The following is a 20,094-nucleotide window of genomic DNA, read 5'->3' as shown; positions in this document are numbered from 1 at the left end:
TTTTCTTCGTATCATATCAGTAAATTTATGTGTGTTTTTTAACTTAAAATACTGTCCTAATTTCGGGGGAATGATCATTTATGTAATGATTTATATCAGCTCATCAATATTTATAATTATTAAGTTTTTTTCTAAAAATTACGTGGAAATACGCATAAATAATAGTTGTTATAAGCTTATTTTTGATTTGAAATGCTATGAACCATATTATTATGAAAAACTACATCTTTGGATATGGCTCATTAATTGAAACAGAATCAAGATTAAGAGCTGCTCCATTAGCAAAAGTTGCTTTTCCTGCCATAGCATTCGGATTTCAACGTGGTTGGTATGCACGTATGCCTGAATCGTTAGCGAGTATTTCACCAACATATTTAGGTTGTTATCCAGATAGAGAAAGTCATGTAAATGGAGTTATTTATGAGGTTACCGAGGAAGAATTAGCAGCTACTGATGAAAGAGAAAAAGGATACATACGAAAAAAAGTAACACATCTTGAAGAATACTATAAAGTTACAGAACCTGGCGATACGGTTTGGATTTATGTGAACAATTTTAAAAATGTTGTGCCGCCGCCAAATGTATTTCCAAGTAAAAAATACCCAATTGTACAGTCGTATGTAGATATTTGCATTAATGGTTGCTTGGAAATTGAAAACAGTTTCCCAAAAGCCAAAGAAGATCATTATACCATTCATTTTATTCGTTCTACCATTGGTTGGAATGATTTTTGGGCAAACGACCGCATTTATCCAAGACGTCCGTTTATGTATCGCAAAAATGCATTTGAGATTGATAAAATTTTAAAAGAAAATTTACCCGATTTATTTGATAAGATTTATATCGAATAAACAATTACAAATACATACCATTTTTAGTTTAACGATTGAAAAATGTCATCGCAGCAATTACGGTGACATTTTTCTATTTCTACATAAAATATATCGTTTTCTCATATAAAAGGTTTCATTTTTATATTTTGCAGTAATAAAAATTCCGAAATAGATTCATCATCTTAGCAACTATGAAGAAAAAGTTAATTCTCGTTTTAGGCCCTGTTATATGTTTATTGTTTTTCTTTTCTCCTTTCGAGCTTATCAGTTCTGAAGCAGATAAAGTGATTGGAGTTGCTTTATGGATGGTTTTATGGTGGATCACAGAAGTAGTTTCTATTTCAATAACGGCATTAATCACACTTACTTTTTATCCTTTATTGGGAATTATGCCTATTAAAGAAGTAGCAATAAATTATGGACATCCAATTATATTTCTCTTTTTTGGAGGATTTGTATTGGCCTTAGCTTTAGAAAAGGTAAACTTACACAGACGTGTAGCCTTATCTATCATCAAACTTACAGGAACGAGCCCCAACAAAATTATATTAGGTTTTATGCTAGCCACTGCTTTTTTAAGTATGTGGATCAGTAACACGGCAACAACGGTAGTAATGCTTCCTATTGCCTACTCTGTTATTGAATTACTTATTGATGATGAAGATGGTTTTACTAAAAAAGATAGAAACTTTGCGTTGAGCATAATGCTAGGTATTGCCTATTCTGCAAATGTTGGAGGTATTGCTACATTGATTGGAACTCCTCCAAATATTGTATTAGCAGGTTTTATGGAAAGTGAATATAATTACAGTATTTCCTTTGTAAAATGGATGCTAGTCGGTATTCCTTTTGCCATTATTATGTTGTTCTTTATTTACTACATTTTAACCAGAGTCATGTATCCAAATCATTTGGCTTCATTTGACAAGTCGAAAGAAATCATTGATGGAGAAATGAAAAAACTAGGAAAAATAAGCAAATCAGAAGTGATTGTTTTGGTCATTTTTATACTTGCTATTCTTCTTTGGATTGGAAAAAACTATATCAATAGCTTATTTCCAAATTTAGCATTAAGCGATACCACTATTAGTTTAATTGCAGCTTTTGCCTGTTTTACAGCAACACAAAACAACAAGAATATCTTAGCTTGGGATGATACTCAAAAGCTTCCTTGGGGAATCTTACTGTTATTTGGTGGTGGATTAGCTTTAGCGAGCGCATTATCAAATGTTGGTATTATTGATATGATTGGAGTTGCTGTAAATAACTTTTCTTCTTTGAGTATTTTATTAGTTTGCAGTATTTTAATCGCTGTGATGCTATTTATGACCGAATTGATGAGCAATGTAGCATTGATTACCATTTTTGCACCTATGGTTGCTGGTGTTGCTATTGGATTAAACATTGATCAGTTACAAATATTAATTCCAGTAGCAATGGCTTCAAGTTGTGCATTTATGTTGCCAATGTCAACGCCTCCAAATGCTATTGTATTTGCAAGTGGTCATGTAAAAGTAGCGCAAATGGCACGAGCTGGATTCTTACTGAATATTATCTCAATTGTATTACTTATCTTGTTTTTCCAATTTATAATTCCATTAGTTTTTTAAAAAGAACTTTGTTTCTTTTAAAATTCGCTTTTAGCTTTTGTAAGGACTTTCAATTAAATTTATCTGAACCCAAATCTTTATTCAATGCGCAGCTATTGTTGTATTTTAATGGATTTTTATTTTGCAAATTAAAACTTGTTTTAAGCAGGAAAAAAATTCTACCTTAACAGGATTTGAAAAAAATAGCAGAAGCTCAAAACGATTCTGTAAAAATTATAACTTACCTCAAATTAGGAAATTATTAACTCCACAGAGATTTCAATCGTATTATAAAATACCTTAATAAGGTACTAAATATCAAAGAAACTACACACTATGTTTATAAATCAGATATGCAGAAAGTTGAAATTTTAAAACAGTTAGGTATCTTCGCTCGAAGATGTACCGATTATTTATAAACGATTCTATATTACGTTGAAGCATTGCTCATTTTTGAGAAATATAATGATTCTATTGGATTGGCATCTAGCTATCATATTATTGGTAACGTTTTGATACATCAGGAAGAATTTGAAAATCAAAAAAGATCCTTATTGGAGCAATTTCGATTAATACAAAATTAAAGCGTCCAAAAAACACTGGACATGATTACAGCATACTTTCCAGAACTTATAATTTCTATTTTGTCATACTAATTATTTTCTGGCAATTGTTTTGTTATTTGAAATGTACTAAAGTTTAAAAAGTTGCCTGTATGCCGAGTAGATCATGCAGAATGACTGGAGGATCTAAATTTATGCCAGTATACTGAACAGTTACGTCCATATATAAATCATCTAAGATATAAGTTACCTAGATCGTTCAATACCGTTGATAAGGTGCTTAAAGTATCTGGATTTGTCCAAGAATACTGAACCATATCGTCACCATTTACATTTCCTGCTCATTTGTCTGTTTTGTTAGGTTGCATTACAAAAACTGTCTCTGTATTGCTGTCAAGAATTATGTTATTGTTGGCATTAGTAATGTTAGCAAATGTTACAAAATTGTCTAGTGGTTCCAAATCGTAACTTAAATCGTTTAAAACTTTTTCAAAATTGTCATTAAGACCGAATATCTGTGAAAATGCAAAAAAGGGTAAACATAATATCAAAAGGAATGGCAGCTTTTTTTTTGGAATAAGAAGATATTATAAATAACTTTTTCTGTTATATTAAGAAACTGTTTTGATCAGTTTCCCTTCAATGGTATAGAAAAAACTGAATGTTTTGTTACTATTTTCTGGTTTTAGTATAATGCAATATTCCGTTTTAGTGATATCACCATTTTTAGGAAATATGATAGAAGCTAAATGTAATGCAGGGTTTTGTATGTTATTTTCGTTTTTAAGTTTTATACTCGATTTTTCTGCTAGATCTCCAAGTGTAAAAAGGTTAATAGTATCGTTTAGTCGGAACATAAAATCTGCAGCTAAGGTTCCATAAGGGACTTCAATAAATATATCCGATATTTTTTTCCAAACATCTTCTGTAGCATTCCATTTCTCCATTTTCAAAGAATGTGGCACATTGGTAACAGTAGCTGTTACAACACTTCCCATAGCTTTCGAATACCTAATAGACACATCAGTATAGTATGCATTTTCACCAAACTCATGCTTCATCATTTTCTCTATTTCTCCAAAAGTAATTGCATTGGCAGTTAGTATATTTGCTTCTTTTTTACAAGATAATAATGATAGTGCTACTATTACAATAACGATCATTGTATAGTTTACTATTTTCATTCCTAATTTATATTTTGATTTTTTTCGAAGCATCTTGTTTACTAAAAAAGCCTTGCCTGCTATAAGATGAATGGCACTCTAATTACCCAACAAACAGTATTGTCAAGAGGTTTGACCAAACTATAAGATACTGTTATAACTAAAAATTAAAGTATAGCAGGCATTAATTTATGTATCACTACTATTAACCGGCTTTTTGAAATTTTCTGTTGATTATTGATTTATTATAAAAATAGCAAACATTACTTTACAGAGAAATAGGTAATCCATTTCCGCCAGATGCAAATGAATAAATGCCACTTTTGAAGAAATATTTGAAAAAGCTTGATTGGTAAGAAAGGAATACTGGCATTTTTTTATTTACTACATACGCTAAAATCCTAAAATGATTTTGACTTCGTACAAGAAAATTGTAGTTTTAAGAAATAACTAAAGTCATATCTATCACTGTATTTCACATACAAAACTTATGAAAAAAATAATATACATCTTATTGCTAGTTTTAACTGTTTCATAGTTGAATATGAATGAATCAAAATTAGCAATTGCTTCAAATACGACTTTAATTGACATTGACAAAAATGGTTTAGATATGACACAAAGCTGCTTGCCAACATAAAAAATGATATCAAAAAAGAATCCATAAAACTAAATAGAGAGGTTTGGAATTATGATAAAAAAGGAAATGAAAAGCAATATTTTTTGACTAAAGGTTTAGTCTTCAAATTTGTAAATCACAAAAAGGTACTTTCAATTTTCAATAAGTATTATGATAAAGTTATCAAGGGAAATAATTACATATTTCTTACGAATATGGATTTTAACGATTCGTATAATACCTATTATGATCTTGTACTAATATAGGGTGCAGATCCATTTAAATTAATTGAACAAGTAGGAATAAATGGAGTGAATTATGACATTTATAATGCCGATGTTGTCAAAAATTTAAAAGAATAGAATGAATAAGTCAATTTCAAATTTGTTGTGATTGCTATTTCAAGAATTCATGCCTATATGAATAAGCTTCCGAATGATATTAAAACATTTACTTCCGAAGTTTATGAATTTTGTCCAGATGTAATTGATCAAGGATATAGCTTTATGGAAGAAATGATTTCAGACTATAATGAAAGTAAAGATTTTTGGCTATGGTGGGATTAATAGGAAACAGATTTCCTCATCGCTAAGCTTATCACCAAGACGTATTCAACATGTCTAAACGGTCTTGGTTCTGACAGCGAAAGCACGTCTAAAATTCCAAGAGTAAAGTAATTCTACCCCAAAAAAGTATTTAAAAAAGCTTCTTTTCGTCGAGAAGAAACAGGAATTTTTTTTCCGTTTTTTAAATGAATCACACCTGATTTATCATATTTATCTATAAATTTTAAATTCACAATATACGATTGATGCGGTCGGGTAAAGTTTGCTTTAGACAAACGTTCTTCAAATTCTTTTAAGGTTTTTGAAACAATGTACTTTTTCTTATCAATACAATAAAATGTGGTATATCCTTTGTCGGATTCACAATACATAAGCTCTTTTAAATCAATCACCTGGAAACTATCTTGGAGTGATAATATTAATTGTGAAGTTTCTTTAGTAATTGCCTTTTTTACAACGTTTATTTGTTGTTTTTGTGTTGAAATTGGTAAGGCAGAAACTTTTTGCAAAGCAATTTCTAACTCTTCAATATCTACAGGTTTCAACAAATAATCTACAGCGCCCATTTTTAAGGCTTTTAGCGCGTATTCCTCATAAGCAGTGATAAAAATCACTTTAAAATCAGTATGTTCTGACTGTTCTAAAAAATCAAACGCAGTTCCGTCGGTTAAGTTGATATCTAAAAAAATAAGTTCTGGTTTGCAGGCTTTGGCCAAAATTACGGCTTCATTTACAGACTCACACTCACCTACTACTTGTACCTCAAACTCTCCAAGTTCTAAAAGGTTTAACAAGCCTTTTCTAATATATTCTTTATCTTCTACAATAAGTGCTTTCATAAGGCTTTTTGTATTTTATGTGGAATTATAAGGGTAACAATAGTTCCTTGTGAATTATACTTTTGACGATCTTCTATCATAAGTTTTCCTTTCGTTTTTGAGTCTTCAGACAAAATTCGCAAACGTTCTGAAGTGATAATAGTTGCCAAAGATTTTTTATGTTTTTCACTTTTTTCTTTTTGCGAATCTATTCCAATTCCATTATCGGTAATAGTACACACCAATTCTTCATCTGTATAATTCAATACAATATCAATATTTCGATCTTCGCTAAGCTTGTTGAATCCATGTTCAATAGCATTTTCAATAAATGGTTGTATTAGCATTGGCGGTATTTCAAACAAAGATTTATCAATAACTTCATCTACAACAATAGAATAATCATATGCTTGATTAGATTCTATATTATGCAGTGCTAAATAATTTTCTACTGCGATTAATTCTTGATTGAGCGATACCAATTTATCTCTTGAATTTTCCAAAGTAATACGTAATAATTTAGAAAACTTAGACAAATATAATAGCGATTTCTTTTGTTCTTTATTTAGAATAATTCCTTGTAGCACAGACAGAGCGTTAAAGATAAAATGTGGTGTCATTTGTGAACGCAATAGCTTTTGTTCGGTTAATATATTAGCATTCTTCGCTTTAACATGTCGCAATCGTAAGAAAAAGATAATGGCGGCTAACACCAACGTAACTAATAAAAAAGCAATCACGCCTAATAATAAATTTCGCTGCGATTTTTCCAAATCCTGATTGGTCGTTTTTACTTCCTGTGTTAAGCGCAATTCTCGTTGGTTAGCTGAAGCTAATTCTTGTTTGTATTTATATTCGTATTCTAATTTTATAATTTTTTTATTTGCATCCTTACTCAACAAACTATCATTAAAAGTTTTAAATTTTTTGTAGGTGGCTAACGACTTTTCATACTTACCCTGATATTCGTATATAGCAGAAAGTATTCCAGATGTTTCTTTTTGAAATTTGAGAATGTTTAACTTATCAGCTATTTCTTTTGTTTTTAGCGTATACTCAAGAGCTTTCTTGTATTTCTTTACAAAATAATATACCTGCGCTATATTTAAATAACTCATCGCTATTCCTCTTTCATCATTTATTTTTTTTGAAATCTCTAATGACTTAAAGAAAAAATCTAATGACTTCTCTTTTTTAGATTGGTTCGCATAGATATTTCCTATTTTACCTAAACAGTCGGCAATTCCGCGTTGATCATCTAGTTTTTTATAAAATTTTAATGCTTTTTCATAATATACTAACGCTGAATCTACTTGCTTTTGTTCGCTATGAATGACACCTATACTTAACAATAGTACGCTAGTTTTTGTATTATTTTCAATACTATCATAAATATTCAATGCGCGATTCAAATTTTCTAGTGCTTGCGGAAAATCTTTTAATGCTCCATAAATGGACCCTAAATTGGTATGGGTTTTTGCAAGCCCCAAGCGATAGTTAATTTTCTGTTTAATTTCTTTTGACTCGTTATAATTTTTTATTGCTTCAAAATATTTCCCTTGGTCTGCGTAAATATTAGCGATATTATTTAAAATAATAGAAGCTCCTTTCAAGTTATTAATCTCTTTACACATGCTAGCGGACTTATTGTAAAACTCCAAAGCTTCTGAAAAGTTACCTTGATGGTAATAAGACGCTCCAATACGATTTAAACAATTTGCAATAAACGGCTTACGTCCTATTTTCTCATACAATTCTATTGCCTTTTTAAAAGAACCAACACTAGCACTATAGTCTGATTTTATCACTTGTACTTCTCCTCTGTAGTAATTTGCATCTGCTTTTCCTTTCGTATAATTTATTTCCTGAGATAATTTTTCAACTTCTTTGATTAAAGAATCTGCTTTACGAGTATCTCGATAATAAATTTTCTGAACATAGGTAGATAACATTTTGACTCTTGTCGTATCCTTTTGAGGATGATGTAACAAAAGAGAGTCTAAAATTTTTGTTGGATCTTTTTTTTGAGCAAAAGCATTGATTGCAAAAAGAAAAAATAATAACAAAAAGTACTTGTGATGCGTATTCATAAAGTATGATTTAACAGATACTATTTCAACAGTAATTGGGTATACAATCAATAGAAAAGTTTCGCTAAAAAACGAAACATTTGCTGCATATAAATGTATTAAAATAATTATTAGCACGTAAAGACATCACTCATTTTCTAAGTGATGCCTTTACTTTATTAATTAAGCTAAGTTTTTATCGATTAACTAGTACATAATACAAATGATACGGTACATCCTATTTCATCAGTAAGTTGACATGTATGTACAACTGTTGGTGGTGCGCATGCTGTTCTCGATCCACCACAAGCTGTTCCACTAATTCCTCCATTTACGGCTACGTATTCAAATGTAGAAACTGTGTTTTTCTTAAGTTTTAATGATTTTAAATTTTTAGTTTTAATAATATCACTTTTGGTTAATTTTAATTTACTGTTGAATGTGCACATATTCAAACATATGGTTGTATACCAATCAGTATATCTCAAAAATACATGATCAAAAGCAATTAAATAATAGAGAGTTATCTTCTGATTGATTAGAAGAAATAAGCGTCAACTTTCAATTAACAAACGCTAAAGTCAATAGCATGATACTACAAAAATCATTTTATTTTCACTTGCCATAACACAAACTTTACAACATTGATCCTTTTTGTAAATCAATTGTTTATTGTGGTTTTTGTATTATTTGATTGAATCATTTAATATCGAGTGAAAGTAAATGACATGCCTTTTAAGAAAACACCAAAAGTAAAAGAAGAATTTTGCAGAGTGGTTGGCTTTTGTCATACTACAAAGCTCTAATAGTACTAGAAAAGCTGTAGAAATATTCATATAAAAAGGTTCTAACAACAGAAGTTAGAACCTTTATAAATATGATTATTGCTTTAATACTTTGATAGTTTTGCTTGCATTTTTAGAAGCTATCTGAACCAGATATATTCCTTTCTGTAAGTTTGAAACATCAAGTGTATTGGTATCTTGTGCTTGTAATAGTTGTTGTCCATTAATCGAGAATACCTTTATTGTTTCTACATGTATTGTCGAATTGATGTGTAACATATTTTTTACTGGATTTGGATAGACCGTTACTACATCCTGATCTGCGTCAAAATCAGTTGTTGATAAGGTAGAAGACGCTCCAAATTCATACACGCCCATATCTACAGTTGTATTGTGAATACGTTGATTGAACAAAATATCTGATGTGATCCCAGCTGGCACTTTTGTATTATCTCCAGAATCAATCGCTGGCGATCCTGTTTGTAAACTAAAATCGTTATTATTTGGATCTGTAAATAAAGGATCAGCACCACTTGTATTAGTCAAGAAGGTTAAGTTTGAAAAACTATCTTCACTGATGGAGTTGTTTACAAAAACAGTATTTGGAAAGGAAGTATGACCTGGATTTATAGAAACTCCCGTAACTCCAGAAACTCCTTGATCGTTGTAATAAAAAATGGAATTGTTTATCGTTGCAGTATGTGAACTAGAACCATCTGTTCTTCTACTGAGTGCCAGCGTACCATATTGAGATGTTGCTGTTGTTCCTCTATCTAAGTTATTTCCAAATGTACAATTGTTAATTGTTGTGGTTAAGTTAGATCCTGATGTATTTGCGCGTGCCCAAAGAGCACTTCCTGTAAATCCTCTATTGGAAGAATTCTGGTCTACTGAGATATTTTGATAAAACAAGCAATTCGTCATATCAAGTGTTACAGTTCTGCTAGTATTTACCAATAAATACAAACCACTTCCATAACGGCTGATGTTATTGAAAAACTTACAGTTTTCAAATGTTATACCAGTATTTACGTTATAATACACACGAATAGCACCACCTGTTAACCCTATATTTTGATTGAACTCACAATGTCTGAAGGTTAAATTTTCGGATGTACTTCTTATTAAAACAGCGCCTCCATACGCATTTGTACTAGATCCATTTGCATGTCCGTCATTAATTTGAATACCATCAAGTGTGATGTTGTTAGCATCTACGTCAACTACATGATATGAATTGTCATTTCTAGTTGTATTTACCATTCCAACTCCAGTATCATCATCATTAATATCTCCTGAAAATATAGTTGGATTGTTTAAGATATCACGTTCTGAGATAGCAGTTTCAGTTCCATCAAAACCTCCATAAATTGTTAAACCATCAAGGCCTAATACAAACGAGTCTGATCGTCCAGTTCCAGGTTTATAGGTTCCTCCTGCTATCCAAATTTCAGTGGTGTTATTGTCTGCACTACTCAATGCATCTGTAACACTTGTCATCGCGTTTGCCCATGAATCTCCACTTCCATCTCCACCTGAGACATTTGCGTTTACATAGTATTTACTAAGCGCAGGTACTTCTTCAAATTTTTGCATTGATAATCGTCCACTATCAATGTATAAGGCATATAAGGCATTGTCTACAGGATTTACTTCTACATCGGCTTCAAATCCTGCTCCTGTAGTACTAATTCCTAAACTTGGTAACATACTCCATTGTGAACTTGTAGTATTGTAACGTTGCATTTGCAATCCATTAGAAGCATCTGAATACATTAAGTAGAGTAAGTTCCCAACTGTTCTGTCTACTAATTTTAAGTGATTTCCTGTATTCCCTCCAGTATTTTGTGGTTGTGGTAAACTTTGATTTGTTCCTTCTCCAAAAGAAATTCCAGAAGTACCACTAATAACATCATTACCAACCCAGTAATTCTGAATCATAGACAATTTATTGAAACGCTTTCCACTTAAGCTAGAAGCATTTATGGTAAACTTTACACCGCCAATTGCATTTAATGCTCTTACTTGCGAACTATTAGAAGTTTGTGCTAATTCATTTAGAATACTTTCTCCTCTTCTATCCGTAGTTACAATAGCACTCGAAGAAAAACTATTCCAAATATTATTTCCTCCCCAAGCAGCTTGCTTAAATACTCTAACATAGTCGCGTAATGAGCTCGTTCCTCCAGATTTATGATAGTAAATTACAGGTTCATTACTTGAATTGAATACAAACTCTAGTGGCGCCACATTTTGCGGAGCCCATAATGGAGGTTGACTGTCAAAATTCCAGTTAGTTCCGTCATAGCTATATACTTTAATTACACTTCCTTCTTTCCAAGCAACCCAAGGCATATCCGTTACAGGATTGATTGCTATGGCTAAAAGTTCAGCAGAACTTGCTCCCCAAGTTCCAGAAGTTCCAAGGCTTACCCAATTGGTTCCATCAAACATTTTTACATCTGGCCAACCTCCTGAAACAACATCCTTGTATATAACGTATGGGTTTCCACTTGCATCAAAGGCAAAATCGGAATCGCTAGCGAAATTTGTAAACTGAGCTGTTCCTACTTGACTCCATTGTGCATGTATTTGCATATAGCCCAAAAAGAAACATAAAAAAAGTAATCTTGTTTTCATAATGTCATGTTTAGTTATTGTGACACAAATTTGAGATTTCAAGCTTCAGATTTCTTTTTTATTTAGTAAACGGTATGGATTTGTTAGTGAATCGTAATTATCAATTTCAGAAATAAACGTCGTTGAAAACCAATTGCATTTCAATTGATTTTCAGCGAGTTAAAAAGATTATTGTTTTTGTAAGTCGTCACTTTCAAAGTGACTACGTATATTAGAAAATACGGCGAACAAGATCCAAGAATTCTTCTTTCTTATCTCTTGCTACAGGAATGGTTTTGTTATTTTCGAGTACAATATGATAACCATCTTTTTTTACAAATTGGCTCATATATTTTAAATTGATCAAGTAGGAACGATGTGGTTTGTAGAAGATGGATTTTTGCAATAATTGATCGGCAAAATGCTTTAAAGTTTTACTAATCAATTCCACTTTGCCATTTTTTAAATACACTTTTGTGTATACTCCATCAGCTTCAAACAAAATGATATCTTCGTGAGAAACAAATAGAATTCCTTTGGGAACTTCTAAAGCAATTTTGTTAAGTGATAGTTGCTTGAATGTTTTTTCTATTTGAGAGAGTTTGTTCGTGATATTATTGGCTTCAATGGCTTTTTTTGCTTTTTGAACAGCTTGTATCAACTCATCACTATCAATAGGTTTTAATAGATAATCAATAGCGGAAAGTTTCAAAGCTTCAATCGCATATTGATTGTAAGCTGTCGTAAAAATAATTTGAAATTGAATGGGTTGGTCTTTGAAGAAATTGGCAATTTCCAATCCAGAATGCTCAGGCATTTCAATATCTAAAAATACAATATCAGGTAGAAATGACTTGATTACTGCAACTCCAGAAACCAAATCAGAAGCATCTTGTATTTCCGTAATTTCTGGGCAATCTTCTTCAATCAAAGTGCGCAATACACTCCTTGCCTTATTTTCGTCATCTATGATTACTGCTTTCATACCTTATTTTAACTACTCAAAACTACAATTTAATTTACTTTTTGTAGAAGTTATTTAGTGAATGGTCTATTTTTTGAAATGAATCGAACTTTTATTCAGCTAAAGGAATTGACACCGTTACTCTCGTTCCCAAAGCATTGTTTTCAGCATCTTTTTTATCGGTTATCACTAAAATGATTGGTCTTTTTCGTGTTTTGTTTAATAATTCAATTCGTTTTTCATTCGCGTCACTAGAAAATGATTTTGGATATAATGGTTTTTTATTATTGATAATATTTGAAGCTTCTCTACCAACTCCATTATCATCAATGATACATATTAATGAGTCGTCTTTATCATCTTTTGTGATAGTTACATCCAATTTTCTATCTGTCTTCTTATGCAAAAGTCCATGCTTAATAGCGTTTTCCACATACGGTTGTAGCAAAAACGTAGGCATCCATTCAGCTTCGGTTTCGATTTTTTTGTCCACTAAAATTTCATATTTGAACGAATCTTCAAAACGATCTTTTTCAAGCTGTAAGTATAAATTCAGCGCGCGTAATTCTTCTTCAAGGGAAATGGTATCTTGCTGACTATGTTCTAAGTACATTCGTATCAAACGAGAGAATTTCACCAAATACGTTCGGGCGAGCTTTTTTTCATTCCGAATGATATAATCCTGAATCGAATTTAAAGCATTGAAAATAAAATGCGGATTCATTTGACTACGCAAACTTTCTAGCTTTAAGAATACATTTTCAAGTTCCTTACTTTGTTTATCTAGCACTAATTGTTGCTTTTCTTGAAATCGTCTATTCTTTTGGTGAAAGTAATACCAAACGAAAAAAGAAATGGCAAAAGTTCCCAACAAATAAAACCACCATTGTTGGTAAAAAACACCTGCTACTTGAAACTGAAGTGCAATAATTTCTGATTTTTGAATACCATTTTTAGCTCTTAATTGAAAGGTATAATTTCCTTCTGAGAGTTTGTTATAAACGACTTTATTACTACCCGAAGTTTCATCTTGCCAAAGCGTATTTTTAGTAGTGCCTGCTAACAACCTGTATTCATATGTAATTGTTTCATTGGATAGAAAACCATTGGTATTAAAGGCTATTTCTACCTTTTCATTGTTGTATGGGATTTTGTATTGTGTACGAATCTCCTCGTTTTTATCATTGATCCTAACGGCAGAAAAATACGGCAATAGTTTTTGAGTATTGTCCTCACTGAAGATCGTTTTTGAATTGAAGGAGAATAATTTATCTGCAGTACTTACATATACTTTTTCATCAATCATTTCTAAACCAGTAAATTCATAGGAAGGAATTCCTTGTTTTTTGGTTAGATTTTGAAATATTTCTGTATTGATATTAAATTGTTGCAATCCTTTTTCGCCAGCAATCCATAGCAAATTATTATGCGTATCATATTGTAAGAAACTATTCAGATTTGAAAGTAATCCGTCTTGAACCGTGATATTTTTTATGATTTGATTGTTCTTGATTTGGTAGAGACCATTTTTAAAGGACAAACACCACAAAGTTCCATCATCAGAAGCTACGATTGCTTTGATAAAAATTGATTTATTGTTGAATAAGATCTCACTTTTACTAAAATCTTCATCAAAAGCAAATAGTCCTTTTACTGTAGCAAAATAACTATACCTTTTTTGTTGACTGTAATAGCAACAATACGACCGGACACGTTCGGAGTATAGGCGTTTAATTTTGTTATCCGAACCATTTCTCATCGTCGTTAAAATAATGTTGCTTCCTACGGCTAACAATACACTGTCTTTGTTAATAATGGTATGGTCTTTTACAACACCTGGATAGTATTTTTCAAAAAAATTAAATTTGTTATTTTGAATTGTTGCTTCTTCCAAAGCTTTGGTTGTTTGTAAATAATACAATGATTTTTGATTGTCATAAAAAATATATTTTATATCGGCAACATCATTTTTAGGGAATACTTGTATAGCATTTGTATCATGATTGAAAACATAGAATTCTTTTTGTTTTCCGACTAAAAAAAGTTCGTTAGATTTTCCTTTGAATAGTTTTCGAATTGTATTCCCATACGGAACTTGAAAATCTACATTCAGTTTTAGATTTGGCACTACATAGATTCCTTCAAACAAGGTTGTAAACCATAAATTACCGTTGCTATCTTTTAGTACATCACTTACACTTTTGCTTTGTAGTAACCTTTCTTTTTCAACAAACTTACCTTTATCAAATCCATAGACATAAACTCCATAAGCTGAAGCTACAAATAGCTCATTACCTATGACTCTGATTTTGTGAACCAACTCACTATCTATTAATGTGGTAGCATGAATTTTAACTACATTCTCAGCATTCATTTCAAAAAGAATGTACTCGTCAGGCCCATTTAAGTGTTTTTTCAGAACCACATACATACCACTGATTTTGTCTATATATACAATGGTTCTTTTAATCGATTTGAAGTTTAATTTGGTTGCTCTTTGTTTAAATTCAAAATTTTGGTCAATGCTCACCAAATTTCCTTTATCATCAAGAAAGCATATCGCATCTTCATGAATAAAACCATTAGAATTGAATAAGTATTCTACTGATTTTTTTTCAAAAAGAATTTCTTTTGTCTCTTTATCAACGATGATCATGCTTCGAATGGTGCATAAGATCAATAAATTCTTGTGCAAATAAATTCTGGGTAAGCTTCCAGAAAAGTACTTTTTTAGGTTTAGAAATAATTCTATTTTATCTTCTTTCACATAAAATACTTGATTCGCCAAATTAGTAAACCAAATACTATTGTCTTGATCTTTTTGTAAGGAAAAAACCGAAAGTCCAACCTGGTCTGGATGAGAAAACAACTTAAATTCTTTTCCATCATAGCGATACAAGCCTTTGTCTGCTGCAAGCCATATAAAACCATGATCATCTTCTAAGACATTATAAAATTCTTTATCGGGCAAGTCTTCTTTTTCCGTAAGCTGCATAAACATAGGTTGCTGCGCTGCTACTTCTGAAAAAGAAAAGAATAGAAGAATTAAAATGTATGGTATCCCAAAAATGTTTTTCATTCAAAACAATTAATTTCTCCATAAATATCTTAAAATAGATTGGAATTCAATTATTTTTTTTGTGAATGGTTCCTTTTTGATTGTAGAATACACATTTTACACGATTGATAAAAACTAAAAAATACACCAATTTTTAAACATGCTTAAAACATCAACTTATTGATAATATCGAAGAAATACTTTTTGTAACTTTCTCCAATTGGCAATTCATTTCCGTTACTAATTTGCACCGAAATTGTTCTTGTTTTCAGAATACTTTTGATTGCCACAATGTATGATTTGTGAATTTTGACAAACAAATCCTTTGATAATTGATTTTCAAAGTTTTTCAAAGTGTTATACGTAATTACTTGGCTATTCACCGTATGAATACACACATGATTTTTTAAACTTTCTATGTATAAAATATCATTGATGAATACTTTTTCAAAGTTGTTTTTCCCATCTGTTTTTATGAAAATAAAATCGTCTGTGTTGGTGGTAGTTTGTACTGTATTTTTGCCTTTTACCTTTAGGATAGTGCTGAAAAACCGTTCAAATTCAAAAGGTTTTAATAGATAATCTACGGCATTCAATTCATAACTTTTTATAGCAAATTTTGGATACGCTGTGGTAAAAATGATGCTTACTTTGTCTTTTATGATTTTGGACAGTTAAATTCCTGCAATAGTAGGCATTTAACTGTCTAAAAAGATCAAATCCAACGGTTTTTTTCTATGATTCCGATAGCATCAATCGGGTTTGAAGTTGATCCGACAAGTTCAAGGAAAGAAACTTTTTTTACATACGATTCTAGCAAACGAATTGCAGGTATTTCATCATCTACTATTAAACATTTCAAATTCTTCACATTATGCTTTTAAAGGAATTTTTAAGTATGCTTTATATGTAGCACCTTCTTCGGTATGTTTTAATTCATATTCATCATTAAACAACAATTGCAATCGCTTTTGTAAATTTTCTTTTCCTATGCCTGAACTGCTATAATTTTGACCACCAGTGGTTTTATTTTCAGTGGTAATTTCTAGAAAATCTTGTATTATTTCTTTGGAAATTTTGCTGGATGATCAGGTTTGTTAAAAATTCCATGTTTGAAAATATTTTCAACAAAATGAATCAACATTAACGACGGTATTTTTTGTTCTATCAATATGCCAACCATCAACTACAAAGTGATCTATCTGATTTATATCGTATCCCTTTGACTGTAATAATTGTTCTATTTCGGACAGATCCAAGATACCTGCATATCTATTGTTTTTGTTTACTTTTTCAAGTTCTATACTGAAAATAAGTTCATTATTTTCAACAAGGGCAATACCGCCATCATGCGTTATTTTTATACCACAAAAAGTCATATTTCTCTTTTTACTATATTATATATGAGGTTTATTTTTTTTAAATTAAACTCCGTTGTTTCTCTTGGTCATTTAATAACAATAACTCTTTTTTGTTGTGTACTCTTAATAACTTAAATGCAACACTGTTTTAGCAACAGTATTATTGTACAAGCCTCTACTTGTAGGTACAAGGAAAACGTACTCAACTAACATCAACAAATTCAATACGTTGACATTATATGTATGTAATAGGGGGAAAATTTAAAACACGAAATGTGCTTCAAACCTGAAATAAGGTTTTGGGGTATTTATATCTAGATTTTTATTTACTTAGAAACATAGTTGCCCATTGTTTAAAAATATATTTTCTATTAGATAACGTTCTAATTTTACGCCTCGTATACTACATAGTACTACACGTATTTGCACTACTATATAACTACTAAAGAGTTAAAAAAATTTACCATATAAATGTAACAAATACCTAATTGAATTAGGTATTTGCTATATATTTTTATCAAAAAATTATGATATTTATTCTTTCGACTTTTTTATTGCTATCATGTAACGTGTTAACTCTTCTCTTACTTTCGGGAATAGCAACAGTAATCCAATCATATTCGGGAATACCAATGCTAAAATCATGGCATCTGAGAATGCGAATACTGCTCCCATAGACATAGATGCACCAATAACCGTAGCTAGTAAGAATAGAATTTTGTACACCATCTCTGTTTTCTTACCTCTTCCGAATACATACTTCCAAGCCTGTAATCCGTAGTATGACCAAGAAATCATCGTAGATATTGCGAATAATACAACCGCAAAGGCTAATACATAAGGGAACCATGGAATTACAGATTCAAGGCCATTGATGTTAAGTTTACACCTCCTAATTCTTGACCATCTACAATTACATTTCCTAATCCGTCACCTCCATAAGCGAAAACGTCTCCACTGTTGTAGAATATAATTACTAAAGCTGTCATTGTACAGATAAGTACTGTATCGATAAATGGTTCTAATAAAGCAACAATTCCTTCACTCGCTGGATATTTAGTTTTTACAGCAGAGTGTGCAATTGCAGCAGAACCTGCTCCTGCTTCATTAGAGAATACTGCTCTTCTGAATCCAATAATTAATACTCCAAATAAACCTCCAAGTCCAGCTTCAGGCGTAAATGCACCTTTAAAGATTAATCCAAACGCATCATCAATGTATGAAAAGTTTGCAAAGATTACGATTAAACATGCTAAGGCATAAATACCTGCCATGAATGGTACAATTTTTTCTGTAACAGAAGCAATTCTTTTGATTCCTCCAATAATTACAATACCTACAACAACTGCGAATACAATTCCAATGATGAATCCTGTAGAACCACCTTGAATTCCTAATACATTTGCTATTTGCTCAGCTGCTTGGTTTGACTGTACAGCGTTACCTCCACCGAAGGATGCTCCCACACATAAAATTGCAAATATGATCGCTAAGGTTTTACCGAAACCTTTCATATTTCGTTCTGCCAAACCTTTTGATAAGTAGTACATTGGACCTCCATATACAGATCCATCTTCACCAACATCTCTATATTTTACACCAAGTGTACATTCTACAAACTTGGTTGCCATACTGAATAGTCCACAGACAATCATCCAAAACGTTGCTCCTGGTCCTCCAATCGCAATTGCCAAGGCAACACCTGCGATATTACCTAAACCAACTGTTCCAGAAACCGCCGTTGTAAGCGCTTGAAAGTGGGAAACTTCTCCTTCTGCACTTTCATCTCTAATTGTATCAGGAATGTCTCCATCAACCACATTAACCTGCGCTTTCTCTTCCACAGTAGCTTCATCTAATTCGTCATATTTACCTCTAACCACATTGATGGCTAATGGAATTTTTCTGAAGTTAATAAATCCGAATGCTACCGTAAAAAACATTGCTCCAAGCACCAATAAAACTACAACTAATGGAATATCAAGTCCTGGTACTTTCCAAAATACTATACTTTCCCACACTTCGGTAATCGGAACAAAAAAGTCATTTATTTTTTCATCAATCCCTTTTTCCTCAACGTTAGTGTCTTGAGCAAAAGCACTTATCGAATAGCATAAACCGAACAATAGCGATAGTAGTGTCTTAGTTTTTTTCATGTATGAAGTTTAATTTTGAATATGGAGCAATATAAAAAGAATATTTAAAAATATTTAGGAATCAAGAATATTTTTTAGTGATTCAAAGCGCCTCTTTTCCATCATTTCTTCGTCCACACAGCTAAGCTTTAAAGTTCTTGTAGATGATTCTGTAAATAGTTCTCAAGTATTCACATTTAATACTTCTTGTTTTTCTTTTAAGAGCAGTTGACTAATATTCAATTGTTTTCTCTCCAAATAATCGTTCCGCAACAATTGCACTTTGGTTGCAATCATCTAACAAACGATTGGATTCTACGATAGGACGCGATTCATCAGTGTATTTTAAAGAACTGATAAATTCTAACCAAGGTTCTAATCCCATTGCATAGACAAATACATCTTTTGGATTGAAGATCTGTATGATTTTTTTAGCTTGCTCGTGATTACATCCTGCCAAACGCCTTGAATTATCTTTGTCACGTTGCAGTTTTTCTGGCATTAACGGTCCTTACTACCATGACCATTGTTGTATGTAGTTTAGTTGATGAAGTTTTATGATATTAAGTCTTTTAGATTCCAAATTTTAAGATTTGATTTATCAATACTAAGAGAGTAAATTAACTTTGAGTCGTGAGAAAATTTAATGTCTTTAGACCCTCTTTCACTTCCTGAACTGAATTTTTTCACACAAGATGCACTTGAAATGTAAAAAAGATAATAGTTTGTTCGGCCTCCAATAATCACATACTTTTTATCCTTTGAGATATCAATGGCATTCATATTTAGTCTATAAGAATCAGTTAGTTTATCAAATTCCGTAAGGTCGGTATAAAAACATAGGTATTCACCCGTTGTGCATTTTATATAATGCTAATTTTAATATTGTTAATATTTCTTTTGAAAATAAACTTATTGACGTATTGAATGGTTGTTAATGCTGATTTTTTAG

The 20,094-nt window shown here is 31.4% G+C and carries 14 protein-coding genes and 1 pseudogene; 3 read left to right on the top strand and 12 right to left on the bottom strand.

What is annotated here, in order from left to right; all coding sequences use genetic code 11:
- Positions 1–212 precede the first annotated feature (212 nt).
- Positions 213–851 carry a gamma-glutamylcyclotransferase family protein gene (locus MK119_RS23445; RefSeq protein ID WP_290684030.1) on the top strand — a complete coding sequence of 213 codons (639 nt, stop codon included), beginning with the start codon at positions 213–215 and terminating at the stop codon, positions 849–851.
- A gap of 173 nt (positions 852–1,024) precedes the next feature.
- Positions 1,025–2,443 (top strand): DASS family sodium-coupled anion symporter, encoded by a 1,419-nt coding sequence (locus MK119_RS23440; RefSeq protein ID WP_290684028.1) that lies wholly within the window; start codon positions 1,025–1,027, stop codon positions 2,441–2,443.
- A 1,153-nt stretch (positions 2,444–3,596) separates the two neighbouring features.
- Here the strand turns inward: MK119_RS23440 and MK119_RS23435 are convergent.
- Positions 3,597–4,169: a hypothetical protein gene (locus MK119_RS23435; protein WP_290684027.1), complete on the bottom strand. Its 573-nt coding sequence runs from the start codon at positions 4,167–4,169 to the stop codon at positions 3,597–3,599.
- A gap of 987 nt (positions 4,170–5,156) precedes the next feature.
- On the opposite strand from MK119_RS23435, the gene MK119_RS23430 reads away from it, so the two are divergent.
- Positions 5,157–5,333 (top strand): DUF4253 domain-containing protein, encoded by a 177-nt coding sequence (locus tag MK119_RS23430; RefSeq protein ID WP_290684025.1) that lies wholly within the window; start codon positions 5,157–5,159, stop codon positions 5,331–5,333.
- Between the two features lie 113 nt (positions 5,334–5,446).
- Here MK119_RS23430 and MK119_RS23425 read toward each other — a convergent pair whose 3' ends face one another.
- The 11 genes and pseudogenes from MK119_RS23425 to MK119_RS23375 form a co-directional block, all read right to left on the bottom strand.
- Positions 5,447–6,172, bottom strand: a complete 726-nt coding sequence (locus tag MK119_RS23425) for a LytTR family DNA-binding domain-containing protein (RefSeq protein ID WP_290684023.1) — start codon at positions 6,170–6,172, stop codon at positions 5,447–5,449.
- The gene (locus MK119_RS23420) at positions 6,169–8,241 is read right to left on the bottom strand and encodes a tetratricopeptide repeat protein (protein WP_290684021.1); all 2,073 of its coding nucleotides are present in this window, start codon (positions 8,239–8,241) and stop codon (positions 6,169–6,171) included. The genes MK119_RS23425 and MK119_RS23420 overlap by 4 nt, the downstream gene beginning before the upstream one ends.
- Before the next feature lie 182 nt (positions 8,242–8,423).
- Positions 8,424–8,669 (bottom strand): hypothetical protein, encoded by a 246-nt coding sequence (locus MK119_RS23415; RefSeq protein ID WP_290684019.1) that lies wholly within the window; start codon positions 8,667–8,669, stop codon positions 8,424–8,426.
- A 432-nt stretch (positions 8,670–9,101) separates the two neighbouring features.
- Positions 9,102–11,645, bottom strand: coding sequence for a T9SS type A sorting domain-containing protein (locus tag MK119_RS23410; RefSeq protein WP_290684017.1), 2,544 nt, complete (start codon positions 11,643–11,645; stop codon positions 9,102–9,104).
- A 211-nt stretch (positions 11,646–11,856) separates the two neighbouring features.
- A complete protein-coding gene (locus MK119_RS23405) occupies positions 11,857–12,609 on the bottom strand; it encodes a LytTR family DNA-binding domain-containing protein (RefSeq protein ID WP_290684015.1) in 753 nt (250 codons plus the stop codon).
- 91 nt (positions 12,610–12,700) lie between these two features.
- Entirely contained in the window at positions 12,701–15,667 is a 2,967-nt protein-coding gene (locus MK119_RS23400) for a histidine kinase (protein ID WP_290684013.1), read from the bottom strand.
- Between the two features lie 143 nt (positions 15,668–15,810).
- A complete protein-coding gene (locus tag MK119_RS23395; RefSeq protein WP_290684011.1) occupies positions 15,811–16,242 on the bottom strand; it encodes a LytTR family DNA-binding domain-containing protein in 432 nt (143 codons plus the stop codon).
- Between the two features lie 119 nt (positions 16,243–16,361).
- Positions 16,362–16,517 carry a hypothetical protein gene (locus MK119_RS23390; protein ID WP_290684009.1) on the bottom strand — a complete coding sequence of 52 codons (156 nt, stop codon included), beginning with the start codon at positions 16,515–16,517 and terminating at the stop codon, positions 16,362–16,364.
- Positions 16,518–16,770: 253 nt separating this feature from the next.
- On the bottom strand, positions 16,771–17,025 hold the full coding sequence (locus MK119_RS23385) for a carbamoyltransferase N-terminal domain-containing protein (RefSeq protein ID WP_290684007.1): 255 nt from the start codon (positions 17,023–17,025) through the stop codon (positions 16,771–16,773).
- Between the two features lie 516 nt (positions 17,026–17,541).
- Positions 17,542–19,163: pseudogene (locus MK119_RS23380) on the bottom strand (alanine/glycine:cation symporter family protein).
- A 211-nt stretch (positions 19,164–19,374) separates the two neighbouring features.
- Positions 19,375–19,644, bottom strand: a complete 270-nt coding sequence (locus MK119_RS23375) for a hypothetical protein (RefSeq protein ID WP_290684005.1) — start codon at positions 19,642–19,644, stop codon at positions 19,375–19,377.
- Positions 19,645–20,094: the final 450 nt, after the last annotated feature.

This window comes from Kordia sp., assembly GCF_022447245.1.
Taxonomy (GTDB): domain Bacteria; phylum Bacteroidota; class Bacteroidia; order Flavobacteriales; family Flavobacteriaceae; genus Kordia.
Note: the sequence above shows the minus strand (reverse complement) of the source record. Positions and strands in the feature narration are given on the sequence as shown.